13 protein-coding genes are annotated in these 13,624 nt (G+C 72.5%); 2 read left to right on the forward strand and 11 right to left on the reverse strand.

Annotation, left to right across the window (positions count from 1 at the left end):
• Positions 1-175 precede the first annotated feature (175 nt).
• Together rimI and tsaB are read right to left on the reverse strand one after the other, a co-directional pair.
• The gene (gene rimI, locus FJ694_RS34050; RefSeq protein WP_157271964.1) at positions 176-679 is read right to left on the reverse strand and encodes a ribosomal protein S18-alanine N-acetyltransferase; all 504 of its coding nucleotides are present in this window, start codon (positions 677-679) and stop codon (positions 176-178) included.
• The gene (gene tsaB, locus FJ694_RS34055; RefSeq protein ID WP_157271965.1) at positions 676-1,437 is read right to left on the reverse strand and encodes a tRNA (adenosine(37)-N6)-threonylcarbamoyltransferase complex dimerization subunit type 1 TsaB; all 762 of its coding nucleotides are present in this window, start codon (positions 1,435-1,437) and stop codon (positions 676-678) included. The genes rimI and tsaB overlap by 4 nt, the downstream gene beginning before the upstream one ends.
• A 102-nt stretch (positions 1,438-1,539) precedes the next feature.
• Between tsaB and dacB the strand changes: the two genes are divergently transcribed.
• Positions 1,540-2,979, forward strand: coding sequence for a D-alanyl-D-alanine carboxypeptidase/D-alanyl-D-alanine endopeptidase (dacB, locus tag FJ694_RS34060; RefSeq protein WP_157271966.1), 1,440 nt, complete (start codon positions 1,540-1,542; stop codon positions 2,977-2,979).
• A gap of 21 nt (positions 2,980-3,000) precedes the next feature.
• Here dacB and FJ694_RS34065 read toward each other — a convergent pair whose 3' ends face one another.
• The 4 genes from FJ694_RS34065 to purE all read right to left on the reverse strand — a co-directional run bounded on the left by FJ694_RS34065 (position 3,001) and on the right by purE (position 6,728).
• Entirely contained in the window at positions 3,001-4,002 is a 1,002-nt protein-coding gene (locus FJ694_RS34065) for an SGNH/GDSL hydrolase family protein (protein ID WP_157271967.1), read from the reverse strand.
• 85 nt (positions 4,003-4,087) lie between these two features.
• The gene (locus FJ694_RS34070) at positions 4,088-5,074 is read right to left on the reverse strand and encodes an L-threonylcarbamoyladenylate synthase (protein WP_157271968.1); all 987 of its coding nucleotides are present in this window, start codon (positions 5,072-5,074) and stop codon (positions 4,088-4,090) included.
• 2 nt (positions 5,075-5,076) lie between these two features.
• A complete protein-coding gene (locus FJ694_RS34075) occupies positions 5,077-6,267 on the reverse strand; it encodes a 5-(carboxyamino)imidazole ribonucleotide synthase (RefSeq protein ID WP_259373192.1) in 1,191 nt (396 codons plus the stop codon).
• Positions 6,264-6,728 carry a 5-(carboxyamino)imidazole ribonucleotide mutase gene (gene purE, locus FJ694_RS34080; RefSeq protein ID WP_157271975.1) on the reverse strand — a complete coding sequence of 155 codons (465 nt, stop codon included), beginning with the start codon at positions 6,726-6,728 and terminating at the stop codon, positions 6,264-6,266. The genes FJ694_RS34075 and purE overlap by 4 nt, the downstream gene beginning before the upstream one ends.
• A 105-nt stretch (positions 6,729-6,833) precedes the next feature.
• On the opposite strand from purE, the gene FJ694_RS34085 reads away from it, so the two are divergent.
• Positions 6,834-7,778 (forward strand): tetratricopeptide repeat protein, encoded by a 945-nt coding sequence (locus FJ694_RS34085; RefSeq protein WP_157271969.1) that lies wholly within the window; start codon positions 6,834-6,836, stop codon positions 7,776-7,778.
• A 63-nt stretch (positions 7,779-7,841) separates the two neighbouring features.
• Here FJ694_RS34085 and FJ694_RS34090 read toward each other — a convergent pair whose 3' ends face one another.
• The 5 genes from FJ694_RS34090 to FJ694_RS34110 form a co-directional block, all read right to left on the reverse strand.
• Entirely contained in the window at positions 7,842-9,212 is a 1,371-nt protein-coding gene (locus FJ694_RS34090) for a methyl-accepting chemotaxis protein (protein WP_157271970.1), read from the reverse strand.
• A 160-nt stretch (positions 9,213-9,372) separates the two neighbouring features.
• Positions 9,373-10,281 (reverse strand): phosphoribosylaminoimidazolesuccinocarboxamide synthase, encoded by a 909-nt coding sequence (locus FJ694_RS34095; RefSeq protein WP_157271971.1) that lies wholly within the window; start codon positions 10,279-10,281, stop codon positions 9,373-9,375.
• A gap of 125 nt (positions 10,282-10,406) precedes the next feature.
• Positions 10,407-11,471 (reverse strand): class II fructose-bisphosphate aldolase, encoded by a 1,065-nt coding sequence (gene fba / locus FJ694_RS34100; RefSeq protein WP_157271972.1) that lies wholly within the window; start codon positions 11,469-11,471, stop codon positions 10,407-10,409.
• Positions 11,472-11,635: 164 nt separating this feature from the next.
• Positions 11,636-13,066 carry a pyruvate kinase gene (gene pyk, locus FJ694_RS34105; RefSeq protein WP_157271973.1) on the reverse strand — a complete coding sequence of 477 codons (1,431 nt, stop codon included), beginning with the start codon at positions 13,064-13,066 and terminating at the stop codon, positions 11,636-11,638.
• Positions 13,067-13,225: 159 nt separating this feature from the next.
• A partial coding sequence (locus FJ694_RS34110) for a phosphate acyltransferase (RefSeq protein ID WP_259373193.1) occupies positions 13,226-13,624 on the reverse strand: 399 nt, incomplete at its 5' end.

Below are 13,624 nucleotides of genomic sequence, written 5' to 3' on the forward strand. Positions count from 1 at the left end.
AGCCGCCTCGGCGCGGGGCAACGGCGCGGCGGCGGCAGCGGCGGCCGGCACCGGCTCCGCGACCCCGTCCGGCGCCGCGTCCCGGTCCGCGCCTTCGGCGGCGGCCGGCGGCTGCCACACGCGGATGCCCATCCACTCCAGCATCTGGCGCTGGCGTTCGCTGTAGGCCATCGGACTAGCCCTCCGCCGGCGCGATGGCCAGGTTCATCAGCAGCGCGTCCTCGCGCCGCCCGCCGGGGGCCGGGTAGTAGCCGCGGCGGCGCCCGACCTGCGCAAAGCCGTAGCGCTCGTAGAGCCGGCGCGCGCCGGTGTTGCTCTCGCGCACTTCCAGCCACAGGCTGGGCGCTTCCATGAGATGGCACTGCCGCACCAGCGCATCGAGCATGAAGCGCGCGTAGCCGCGGCGGCGCGCCGCCGGCGCCACCGTGATGTTGAGCAGGTGCACCTCGTCCACGCCGGCCATGGCGACGTAGTAGCCCACCGGCACGCCGCCCGCGGTCTCGCGCAGCAGCCGCGCCAGGTAGCCGGCATGCAGCGAATCGACGAAGTTGCCGCGGCTCCAGGGGAACTCGTAGCTGGCCAGCTCCAGCGCCATCACGGCGTCCAGGTGCGCCACGCGCATGTTCTCCAGCACCGGCACGGCGTCCTCGCCGGGCAGGGATTGAAGCGCGGCACTCATGGCGTCGGTGCTCCCGTGGTGGTGATGGTGGTGGCCACGGCGGCGGCGGCAGCGGCGCGCGCGGCTTCGCGCTCGGCCGTGGTCTGCGCCACCTTGTCGCGCAGGTACAGCGGCAGCGCCTGCGCCGCGTCCAGCGCCTCGCCGCGCGCCCAGGCCTGCTGCGCCAAGCGCAGCAGCGCGCCGGCGCGGTCGCGCGCCTGCGGCAGCCGCGTGGTGGCCGCGCCGAACTCCGGCGCCAGCAGCTCCAGCCCGGAGCCGGCCAGCACCGGCGCGTCGCAGTGCCAGGCCGCGCTCGCGTACAGCGCCGCGGCCTGCAGCGTCTGCCAGCCCGCCGCGGCGCTCCACCGGTAGCGCGCGGCGTAGAGCTCGTGCATGCGCGCGTCCATGGCCACGCCGACGTCGAAGTCCGCCGCGTCGTCTCCGGGGCCCTGGCATTGCGCGCGCGCGTCCTCGGCCACCAGCAGCAGGCTGTCCAGGGACAGCACCGGCTTGCCCGCGCCGAAGGCCAGGCCCTGCGCCACGGCGCAGGCGGTGCGCAGCCCGGTGAAGGCACCCGGCCCGCGGGCGAAGGCGATGGCGTCGAGCGCCGACAGATCCAGCCCGGCTTGGCGCAGCAGCGCCAGCGCGGCCGGCAGCACGCGGCGCGAGGACTCCGGCCCGCCGGCCTCGTCGAGCGTGTGCGCAGCGCCCTGCGCGCCGTGTACGGCCAGCACCAGGCGCTCGGTGGAGCAGTCCACCGCCAGCAGCGCGGCGTTCATGGGCAGCCTCGCGGCGGGAAAAGTGAAACCTCGGCATCCATCGCCGCGGATTATCCGGCAGGGGCATCCCCCGCCCGGGGGCCCGGCTACGATCGCCCGGCCATGCCCAATCGCCGACGCTGCCTCTCCGCCCTGCTGTGCTTACCTTTCGCGGCCTGCGCCCAGGCGCCGTCCGCCGGCGATATCCCCGCCCCCGACACGCCCACCGCGCTGCCCCCGCCCGTGGCCCAGGCGCTGCAGCAGGCGAACCTGCCGCCGGGGGCGCTGGCGCTGCTGGTGCAGGAGGTCGGCGCCGCCGCTGCGCGGGTGAGCTTCAACGCCGGCGCGGCGATGAATCCGGCCTCGGTCATGAAGCTGCTGACCACCGCCGCGGCGCTGGACCTGCTGGGCCCGGCCTGGAGCTGGCGCACGCCGGTGTGGATCCAGGGCGGCGTCGAGCGCGGCGGCCGGCTGCGCGGCTCGGTGCTGATCCAGGGCCGCGGCGACCCCAGGCTCACGCAGGAGCGGCTGATGCTGCTGATGCGGCGGCTGCGCGCCTGGGGCATCGACGAGATCGAGGGCGATTTCGTGCTCGACCGCGGCGCCTTCGAGCCGGCCCAGGGCGCGCCCGGCGACTTCGACGGCGAGCCGCTGCGCCCCTACAACGTGCTGCCCGACGCGCTGCTGCTCAACCTGCGCGCGCTGCACCTGGGCTTCATGCCCGACGCCGCGCGCGGCGTGGCGCGCGTGGAGCTGCAGCCGCCGCTCGACGGCGTGCGGCTGGACGCGGCAGTGCCGCTGTCGGGCGGCGCCTGCGGCGACTGGCGCGGCGCGCTCAAGGCCGACTTCGCCGACCCGGCGCGGCTGCGCTTTGCTGGCCGCTACCCGCTGGCCTGCGGCGAGCGCCAGTGGCCGCTGGCCTACGCCGACCCGGCCGCCTTCGACGCGCGGCTGCTGCGCGCGCTGTGGGAAGAGGCCGGGGGCAAGCTGCGCGGCGGCGTACGCGAAGGCGTTGCGCCGGGCGGCACGGCGCCGAGCTTCGAGCTGGTTTCGCCGCCGCTGGCCGAGGTGGTGCGCGACATCAACAAGTTCAGCAACAACGTCATGGCGCAGCAGCTGTTCCTGACGCTGGCGCTGGAGCGCCTGGGCCAGGGCACGGCCGCGGGCGCGCGCGCCGTGGTGTCGGGCTGGCTGCGGCAGCGCCTGGGCACGGCGGCCGAAGGCGCCGTCATCGACAACGGCTCGGGGCTGTCGCGGCAAACGCGCCTGAATGCGGCACTGCTGGGGCGCTTGCTGCAGGCGGCCTGGGCCGCGCCCTGGATGCCGGAGTTCATGGCCTCGCTGCCGATCCAGGGCCTCGACGGCACGCTCAGGCGCTGGGCCGGCGAGCCCGGGCGCGCGCACCTGAAGTCGGGCTCGCTGCGCGACGTGGCGGCGGTGGCCGGCTACGTGCTGGGCCGCAGCGGCCGCCGCCACGTGCTGGTGGCCACGGTCAACCACCCGCAGGCTGCGGCGGCGCGCCCGGTGCTGGACGCGGCGCTGCAGTGGGCGCTGGAGGACTGACCGGGCCCGCGCGCGCTGCCGTCAGAAAGGATTGCGCTCGGCCAGCGTGGTGGCCTGGGCGCCGACCTGGTCGTGGAACCCCGGCCCCGGGTGCGTGGCATCGGCCCAGACCCAGTTGTCCTCGTTGTTGTCGTTGGCCAGGTTGCGGTTGTCGCAGTCCGGCAGCGGGGTGCTGGCCGGGCACAGCGCGGTCTTGTTGCGGTCCTCGGAGTTCCTGGCCACCGACTCGATCCAGGACAGGCTGAGGTTGACCAGCCCCACGCTGTCGCCCTTGAGCTTGTAGTAGCCGATGCCCTTGCGGCTGTTGGGCTCGCCCGGGGTCGGCCCGCCGCTTTGCAGGCCTTCGTTGAAGGCCGTGACCAGCTTCTTGACCCGGTCCGGGTTCTTCACGACGTCCCGTGCCCAGGGCGAGCGGTCGTAGGCGGGCATGAGGGCCAGCAGCACGGCCGGACCGGCGCGGGACACGTCGTACACCTGCTTCGCCAGCCGCTCGCCCAGGTCGGCCATTTCCTTCTCCGCGGCGGCGGAGCTGGCATCGCTGGCATGCGCCGCGTAGACCGCCTCCAGGTCGTGGAAGCCCACGAGCATGGTCACGACGTCCTTGTCGTTCGGGTTGCCGGTGCTCAGGAAGGCCTGCACCTGCGCCTCCAGGTCCTGCACCCGGGCCCCGACCACGGCCTTGCTGACGGCCCGGAAGGTGGTCAGGCCATTCGGGCACTGCTCGAACGCCATGTCGAAATGCGACGCCACCCGCTGCACCCAGATCGGGTTCGAGGTGCACACCAGCGCCTTGGTGGAGGTGTCGTAGTAGTTGACCGAGTACTTGCGCCCGGCGGGCTTGTTCACGGGATCCGAGGCATCGGCCGGCGTCAGCACGCTGAGCTCGTCGCCGAAAGCGACCAGCCGGTCGGGATCGAAAGGTTCGGCGCGGTCGCCGCCGCCGCAGGCGGTCAGCACCGCCGCGGCGCACAGCGCCAGGGCCGCGCGCCGCACGGGGCGCGCCAACAGTCGGTTCAGGCTCATCGGTTCTCCCAGGGCGGCCGCGTCGGGCCGCCGGCTTTCAATTCAGGCGGCCCGGCAGGCCGTCGGCTCTCAGGGTCAAGAGGATTCAGCCGGCCGCTGCGGCGGCACGCTGCAACCGGTCGCGCACGCCGTCCCACTCGGGCCCGGGTGGCGGCTGCTCGACCCAGATCTGCGCCACGCCCAGCGCGTCGAGCTCGCGCAGCACGGCGAAGAGCTCGAAGGCCGCGGCGCGGGCCGCGTCGGGCATGCGCCGGTGCAGGACACCGGCTGGCGGCACGACGGAGCGGGAATATAGCGCCAGCGCCATCCCCGGCTCGCGCGGGGCGGCCAGCGCCTGGCGCAGCGCCTCGGCGTCGAGCAGGCGCAGCGGCGCGCGCGGCGCGTAGTGCGCCTCCAGCGTGCCCGCGGCGCGCGGCGCCTGCGCGTCGCGCGCGCGCAGCGGCTCGCCGCAGGCGGCCTCGATCTGCGCCGGCGTGAGCACGCCCGGGCGCAGCAGCACCGGCACGCCGCGCGAGAGATCGACGATGGTGGACTCGATCCCCACCGCGCAGGCGCCGCCGTCGAGCACCGCCAGCGCGTCGCCGAACTCGCCCTGCACGTGCAGCGCCGTGGTCGGGCTGATGCGGCCGAAGCGGTTGGCGCTGGGCCCTGCCACGCCGGGCACGCCCAGGCGCGCCGCGGCCTGCAGCAGCGCGTGCGCCACCGGGTGCGCCGGGCAGCGCAGCCCGATGCTGTCCTGGGCGCCCGCGGCCGCCGCGGCCACGCCGGGGCGCCGCGGCAGGATCAGCGTCAGCGGCCCGGGCCAGAAGGCGTCCATCAGCCGGCGCGCCAGCGGCGTGTCGGCCGCCGGCGTGAAGGCCGGCGCCTCGGCGGCGTCGCTGACGTGCACGATCAGCGGGTGGTCGCTGGGCCGGCCCTTGGCGGCAAAGATCTTCGCCACCGCCGCGTCGTCGTCGGCACGGGCGCCCAGGCCGTAGACCGTCTCGGTCGGAAAGGCCACGAGCTCACCCGCGGCCAGCAGCGCCGCGGCCTGATCCAGCGCCCGGGCGTCGGTGCCGTCGAGCAGCGCCATGCTCAGAAGGGCGCCAGGCCCAGCAGCGCGGCGGCCTGCAGCGCCACGGCGCGCGCGCCGGCGGCGTCGGGCGCGGTGACGGTCAGGTGGCCCATCTTGCGCCCCGGGCGCGGCGCGGCCTTGCCGTAGAGGTGCAGGTGCACGCCCGGCAGCGCCAGCACCTGCACCCAGGCCGGCGAGCGCTCGCGGCCCTGGGCGTCGAACCACAGCTCACCCAGCAGGTTGAGCATCACGGCGCAGGAATGCAGCCGCGGCGGCGTCAGCGGCAGCCCGGCCAGGGTGCGCACCTGCAGGTCGAACTGCGACTGGTCGCAGGCGTCGATGCTGTAGTGCCCGGAGTTGTGCGGCCGCGGCGCCATCTCGTTGGCCACCAGCGAGCCGTCCTGCAGCACGAAGAACTCCACGCACAGCACGCCCACGTAGCGCAGCGACTGCGCCACCGCCTGCGCGCACTGCACGGCCTGCTGCTGCAGCGCCTCGGACACGCCGGGCGCGGGCACCTGCGTCACGGCCAGGATGCCGTCGCGGTGCAGGTTCTGCTGCACCGGGAAGTTCACCACCGTGCCGTCGGCCGCGCGCGCCACGATGACGCTGATCTCCAGCGCCAGCGGCAGCATCTTCTCCAGCACGCAGGGCACCTGGCCCAGCTCGTCCCAGGCCGCGGCCAGCTGCGCGCGGTCGGCCACGCGCACCTGACCCTTGCCGTCGTAGCCCATGCGCGCGGTCTTGAGGATGCCGGGCAGCAGGTCGTCGGACACGGCCGCGAGCTGCCCGGCCGACTCGATCAGCGTCCAGGGCGCGCAGGGCACGCCGCAGCCGGCGAAGTGGCGCTTCTCGGCGGATCGGTCCTGGCACACCGCCACGGCGTCGGACGCCGGGGCCACCGGGCGCTGCGCGCCCAGCGTCAGCAGCGCGGCGGCGGGCACGTTCTCGAACTCGGTGGTGATGGCGCTGGCACGCTGCATCAGCTGCGCCAGGCCCTGCTCGTCGAGGTAGCCGGCGCGGATGTGGTGGTGCGCCACGGCGCCGGCGGGGCTGGCGTGGTCGGGGTCGAGCACCACGGTGACGAAGCCCATCTCCTGCGCGGCCTGCACGAACATGCGGCCGAGCTGGCCGCCGCCCATCACGCCCAGCGTGGCAGGGCGGCCGTCGTCCAGGAGCGCCCCGGGCAGCAATGCGGCGGTGGTCTTCACAGCAGGTCCTGCGTCATGGCGCGCGCCGCCTCGGTCTGGCGGTCGCGGTAGGCCTGCAGCCGCGCGCGCAGCGCCGGGTTGCCGGTGGCCAGCATCGCCACCGCGAACAGCGCCGCGTTGGCCGCGCCGGCGGTGCCGATGGCGAAGGTCGCCACCGGGATGCCCTTGGGCATCTGCACGATCGAGTGCAGCGAGTCCACGCCGCTCAGGTGCCGGCTGGCCACGGGCACGCCCAGCACCGGCACCGTGGTCTTGGCCGCGAGCATGCCCGGCAGGTGCGCCGCGCCGCCGGCGCCGGCGATGATGGCCTTCAGGCCGCGCGCGGCGGCATGCTCGGCATAGGCGAACATGTCGTCGGGCATGCGGTGGGCGGAGACCACCCGCGCCTCGAAGTCGATGCCGAACTCGGCGAGAATCTGCGTCGCGTGCTGCATGGTCTCCCAGTCGCTGCTGGATCCCATCACCACGCCCACCGTCACTGGGGCAGTCGTCACTGCTTGCTCCACCGGAAATCAGGGAAACCTTGCATTGTAGGCGGGCCCCTTCCCAGCCGCCGCGCCACCGACATGACCGACATCACCATCCAGAACTTCGAACAGGAACTCATCAACGAGTCCATGCGCCAGCCCGTGCTGCTGGACATCTGGGCGCCGTGGTGCGGTCCCTGCCGCACGCTCGGTCCGCTGCTGGAGAAGCTGGAGGTCGCCTATGCCGGGCGCTTCAAGCTGGCCAAGCTCAACAGCGACGACCAGCCCGAGATCGCCGGCCAGCTCAGCCAGGCCTTCGGCGTGCGCTCGATCCCGTTCTGCGTGATGTTCGACCGCGGCCAGCCGGTGGACGGCTTCGTGGGCGCGCTGCCCGAAGCGCAGATCCGCGAATTCCTCGACCGCCACGTGCCCAGTGCCGATGAAGTGCAGGCCGAGGAGGAGCTCGAAGAGGCCCAGGCCCTGGCCGCCGAGGGCGACGCCGACGCCGCGCTGGACCGGCTGCAGCAGGCCGTGGCCATCGACCCGGCCAACGACGCCGCGCGCTGCGACTACGTCAAGCTGCTGCTCGAGCGCGGCCACGTGGCGCAGGCGCGCCAGGCCTGGGAGCCGGTGGCGGGCAAGGCGCCGCTGGACGCGCGCATCGCCGCCCTGGGCCACTGGCTCGACGCCGCCGAGAAGGCCCCGGCCGCGCGCCCGGCCGAGGCGCTGGCCGCGGCCATTGCCGCCAACAAGCGCGACTTCGAAGCCCGCTTCGAGCTGGCGCAGACGCACTTCGCCGCCGGGCGGTTCACGCAGGCCATGGACGAGCTGCTGGAAATCCTGATGCGCGACAAGGCCTGGAGCGGCGAGCTCGCGCGCAAGACCTACGTCGCCATCCTGGAGCTGATGACCAAGCCCGCCCCGAAGCCCGCCGCCGCGGCCGAGGCCAAGGGCACGCTCGAAGTCACGGGCAAGGCCGCCGCCGCGCCGTCCGACCCCGTGGTGGACCAGTACCGGCGCAAGCTCAGCATGGCGCTGTTCTGAGTCGCTGGAAACGAGAACGGCCCGGGACTCCCGGGCCGTTTTGCCTTGTGCCTGCCGCCAGGCTCAGAAGCTGAACCCCACGCGCAGCGCCCCCCAGTGGCGCCCGGCCACGACGATGGGCGCCGAGGCCTCCTTGAGCAGCACGTACTGGCCGCCGCCCATGTCGCGGCGGTAGGTCTGCAGCAGGAACGGGCGCTGGTTGCGCGCCGAGGCCAGGCCGGTGCGGTCGTTGAAGATGCGGCGCCAGCGGCTGTTGGCCGTGTCCCAGGTCGGGTTGCCGCGCTGCGGCAGCGAGTACTTCTTGTTGTGCATCGGGCAGTAGCCGTTGCGGTCCACGGCGATGCCGTAGCTCACGCGCGGCGACAGCGCCAGCAGCCGCTCCTGCACCTGCGGGAACAGCCGGTCCGCCACCTCGGCGAAGCGCGTCAGGTACTGCGGCGGGTTGGTCTTGGGGATCGGGCGGTACTGCTCGTCAAACAGGTCGGTCAGCCGCACCCGGCCGCCCTGCACCGCCTCCTCCAGCAGCGCGCCGATCTCGGCGGCGGCCTGCTGCGCGGCGTGGATGAAGGGCGTGTCCTCGGTCTCGATGCCGAAGCCCGCGACCTGCTCGATCATCGCCTCCGACACCTTCAGGAAGCGGTCGCTGCAGCTCAGCGCCATGTTGAGCCGCGCGCTGGCCTGCTGCACCTCGCTCTCCAGCTCCTGGGTGTGGCCGTTGAGCTGCGCGCAGGTGTTGCGGCTCTGCTCGGCCGCGGCGCTGATGCGCTCCACGTCCTGCTCGACGCTGCTGAAAGCCACGTGCACGGCGCTGCGCGAGCGCACGTCGGCCGTCTCGTCGAAGCGCAGGTCGCGGCTGAAGCTCTCGATGCGCTCGTCGAGCTTGGCCATGGTGCCCATGATGGCCTTGGAGGTGGTCTCGACCTTGCCGGCGAGGTCCTTCACCGCGTCGGCCACCACGCCGAAGCCGCGCCCGGCGTCGCCGGCGCGCTTGGCCTCGACCGAGGCGTTGAAGGCCACCAGCCGCGTCTGCAGCGCGATTTGCGTGATCTGCCCGGCCGCGTCCGAGACCTGGTGCAGCGTCTCGACGATGCCCTGCACCTCGCGGCTGACGGCCTGCAGCGCCTGGCGCGCATGCGCCACCGCCTGCAGCGTCTCCTGCGTGGCGTTGGCGATGGAGCCCTGCGCCGTCTGCACCTCCACCAGCTGCGCCGCGAGCTGCTGCATGGCCTGGCCCTGGGCCTGCACGATCTTCTGCGTGTCCTCCATCGCGCCGCGCACTTCCGCGGCGTCGCGCCCGACGTTGGAGGCCTGGGCCGACATGGCGCGCACCACCGCCACCGCGTCGGCGATGCCGGCCGCGGCGGGCGCGGGCGCGGCGCCTGAATCGGGCCGCTCGGCGGCATCGCCGGCGCCGCGGCGGAAGAGTCTGAGCATGGCAACGGTCTCCTGGGCAGCGCCGTACAGCTGGCGTGCAACGGTCCTGAACCAACCGTCATCGGCAGATCGCTCAGCCCGCTGAATCAGGGTTTTCCTGGGGACGCGGTGGGAAGCCACGGGCGCGAGGCCCGTGACGGCTCAGGAGGCGCCGGGAAAATCAGGCGGTCAGGCGCTGCAGCGCCTCGCGGTACTTGTCGGCCGTCTTCTGCACCACGTCATCGGGCAGCGCGGGCGCGGGCGCCTGCTTGTTCCAGGGCTGGCCGTCCACGCGCGCGGCTTCGAGCCAGTCGCGCACGAACTGCTTGTCGTAGCTGGGCGGGTTGTCGCCGCGGGACACGGCCTCGGCGTAGCTCTCCACCGGCCAGTAGCGCGAGGAGTCGGGGGTAAGCACCTCGTCCATCAGCGTCAGCTGCCCGGCCTCGTCGAGGCCGAACTCGAACTTGGTGTCGGCAATGATGATGCCCTTGGTCAGCGCGAAGTCCGCGGCCTCGCGGTACAGGCGGATCGACACCGCGCGCACCTGCTCGGCCAGGTCTTTCCCGACGATTTCGACCATGCGCTCGAAGCTGATGTTCTCGTCGTGCTCGCCCATCTCGGCCTTGGTCGCGGGCGTGAAGATCGGCTCGGGCAGCTTGGCCGCGTTGTGCAGCCCGGCGGGCAGCGCCACGCCGCAGACGGTGCCGTCGTGCTGGTACTCCTTCCAGCCGCTGCCGGCGAGGTAGCCGCGCACCACCGCCTCCACCGGCAGCGGCCGCAGCCGCTTGACCAGCATCGAGCGGCCGCGCACCTGCGCCTTCTCCGCTTCGGTCACGACCGACTCCGGGTCCTCGCCGGTGAGGTGGTTCGGCACCACGTGCCCCAGGCGCTCGAACCAGAACATCGCCATTTGCGTCAGCAGCTCGCCCTTGCCCGGGATCGGCTCGCCCATGACCACGTCGAAGGCCGAGAGCCGGTCGCTGGCCACCATCAGCAGCCGGTCGGCGCCCACGGCGTAGTTGTCGCGCACCTTGCCGCGCGCCAGCAGCGGCAGGGAGGTGATGGAGCTCTCGAGCAGGGCGGTGGTCATGGCGATGTCTTCGGCGGGAATGCGGGGAAAAACGAAGGCGGCGATTGTAGGAGCAGCAAAAAGGCCCGCCGAGGCGGGCCTTGCAGGCAGGCGCCGGGCCGCGCGGCCCGGCGTGTCCAGGGGGATTACTGCACCACCTGCGCCAGCGCGCCGCTGGCGTACTGGCGGGCGATCTCTTCCATCGACACCGGCTTGATCTTGCCGGCCTGGCCTTCGCAGCCGAATTCCAGGTAGCGCTGCTTGCAGACCTGCTTGGCGGCCTCGCGCGCGGGCTTGAGCCACTCGCGGGCGTCGAACTTGTCCGGGTTCTCGGCCATGAACTTGCGCACCGCGCCCGTCATCGCCAGGCGGATGTCGGTGTCGATGTTGATCTTGCGCACGCCGTACTTGATGGCTTCCTGGATCTCCTCGACCGGCACGCCGTAGGTCTCCTTCATCCTGCCGCCGTACTGGTTGATGATGGCCAGCAGCTCCTGCGGCACCGACGACGACCCGTGCATCACCAGGTGGGTGTTGGGAATGCGGGCGTGGATCTCCTTGACGCGCGAGATGGCCAGGATGTCGCCCGTGGGCTTGCGGCTGAACTTGTAGGCGCCGTGGCTGGTGCCGATGGCGATCGCCAGCGCGTCGAGTTGCGTCTGCTTGACGAAGTCGGCGGCCTGCTCGGGGTCGGTCAGCAGCGCGGAGTGGTCCAGCTTGCCGACGGCGCCGATGCCGTCTTCCTCGCCGGCCTCGCCGGTTTCCAGCGAGCCCAGGCAGCCGAGCTCGCCTTCAACGGTCACGCCCACCTTGTGCGCCATGGCCACGACCTGGCGGGTCACGTCCACGTTGTACTCGTAGTCGGAAGGCGTCTTGCCGTCCTCGCGCAGCGAGCCGTCCATCATCACCGAGCCGAAGCCCAGGTCGATGGCGCCGCGGCAGATGGCCGGGCTCTGGCCGTGGTCCTGGTGCATCACCAGCGGGATCTGCGGATAGGCCTCGACCGCGGCCTGGATGAGGTGCTTGATGAAGCTCTCGCCCGCGTACTTCCGCGCCCCGGCGCTGGCCTGCAGGATCACCGGTGCGCCGGTCTCCTTGGCCGCTTCCATCACGGCCTGGACCTGCTCCAGGTTGTTGACGTTGAAAGCCGGAATGCCATAGCCGTTTTCGGCGGCATGGTCCAGCAGCTGGCGCATCGAGACGAGAGGCATGGTGAAGGTCCCCGGGAAAAGTGATGAAGAAAACTGGTGTCGGGCGAAGCGGCGCCGCTCACGCCGTGAAAGAAGGCCGAGTTTAGCGAGGGCATCACTGCGTGAGCCTGACACGGCGCCCACCCGGCTTCGGGCAGCGGCAAGCGCCGTGCGCTTTCCTTGACTCAGCGCACCTCGACCACCTTGAGCATGTTGGTGCCGCCGGGGTGACCCATGGGCTCGCCGCAGGTGATGGCATAGGTGTCGCCGGGCATGAGCACGCCGCGCGCGCGCAGCAGCGCCTCGGCCTGGCGCAGCGCCTCGTCGCGGTCGGTCAGCTTGGGCATGAGCAGCGGCTGCACGTTGCGGTAGAGCGCCATGCGGCGCTGCGTCAGCGGCTGCGAGGTCAGCGCGTAGATGGGCGTGCGGATGCGGTGGCGGCTCATCCACAGGCCCGTCGAGCCGCTCTCGGTCAGCGCCACGATGGCCTTGCAGCCCAGGTGGTGCGCGGTGAAGAGCGCGCCCATGGCGATGCTCTGGTCAATGCGCCCGTAGCTGCGGTCGGTGAGGCTGCCACCCAGCCGCGTCTCCTCGGCCTGCTCGGCCTCGACGCAGATGGCGGCCATGGTCGCCACGGTCTCGACGGGATAGCGCCCCGCGGCCGTCTCGGCGCTGAGCATCACGGCGTCGGTGCCGTCGAGCACGGCGTTGGCCACGTCGGAAACCTCGGCGCGCGTGGGCACCGGGTTGACGATCATGCTCTCCATCATCTGCGTGGCGGTGATGGCCAGCCGGTCCAGCGCGCGCGCCATCTTGATCATCTTCTTCTGCAGCGCCGGCACCGCGGCGTTGCCCACCTCCACCGCCAGGTCGCCGCGCGCGACCATGATCCCGTCGCTGGCCTTGATGATCGATTCGAGGTGCGGAATCGCCTCGCTGCGCTCGATCTTGGCGATCATCCCGGGCTTGTGGCGCCAGGGCTCGCCGGCCACGTTGGCCAGCTGCCGCGCCATCTCCATGTCGGTGGCGTTCTTCGGGAAGCTCACCGCCAGGTACTCGCACTGGAAGCTCATCGCGGTGCGGATGTCCTCCATGTCCTTGCCCGTGAGCGCCGGCGCCGTCAGGCCCCCGCCCTGCTTGTTGATGCCCTTGTTGTTGGAGAGCTCGCCGCCGATCTTGACCAGCGTGTGCACCGCCTCGCCCTGCACGCGGTCCACCGTCAGCACGATCAGGCCGTCATTGAGCAGCAGCACGTCGCCGGGCTTCACGTCGCGCGGCAGTTCCTTGTAGTCCAGGCCCACGCGCTCGACGTTGCCCAGCTCGGCCATGCCCGCGTCCAGCACGAAGGGCTGGCCGGCTTCGAGCATGACGCGCCCGCCCTCGAACTTGCCGACGCGGATCTTCGGGCCCTGCAGGTCGGCCATGATCGCCACCGACTTGCCCGCGCGCTCGGCCGCGGCGCGCACCAGCGCCGCGCGGTCGATGTGGTCCTGCGCCGTGCCGTGCGAGAAGTTCAGCCGCACCACGTCCACACCCGCACGGATCAGGTTCTCCAGCGTTTCCGGCGAGGAAGAGGCGGGGCCCAGGGTGGCGACGATCTTGGTCTGGCGCGACATGCAGTCTCCGAAAGAGGGAAAGGAGGGAGTCAGGAACCCGATCCGCAGAAACGAAAAAGCGGCGGGGCATTATCGGCGCCGCCGCTTCCCCCCTTTCCCGTGCCCATCACGGCGGGCTGGCGAACGCCACCCGCGGAGTGGGACGGCGACCGGGACTGCTCAGGCGGCGCCGGCCGCCTCGGCCACGTCCGCCACGGCCAGCGCCGTCATGTTGATGATGCGCCGCACCGTGGCCGAGGGCGTGAGGATGTGCGCGGGCTTGGCCGCACCCAGCAGCACCGGGCCCACCGTCACGCCGTGGCCGCCGGTCATCTTCAGCACGTTGAAGAGGATGTTCGCGGCGTCGATGTTCGGGAGCACCAGCAGGTTGGCCTCGCCCGTGAGCGTGCCCTGCTCGGGCAGCAGCCGCTCGCGCAGCTCCTGCGACAGCGCCGCATCGCCGTGCATCTCGCCGTCGCACTCCACGTCCGGGGCGAGCTGCTTGAAGCGCTCGGCCGCCGCGCGCATGCGCTTCGCGGACGGCCGGTTCGAGCTGCCGAACATCGAGTGCGACAGGAA

This window comes from Azohydromonas aeria, from assembly GCF_009760915.1.
In the GTDB taxonomy this organism is placed as follows: Bacteria; Pseudomonadota; Gammaproteobacteria; order Burkholderiales; family Burkholderiaceae_C; genus Azohydromonas; species Azohydromonas aeria.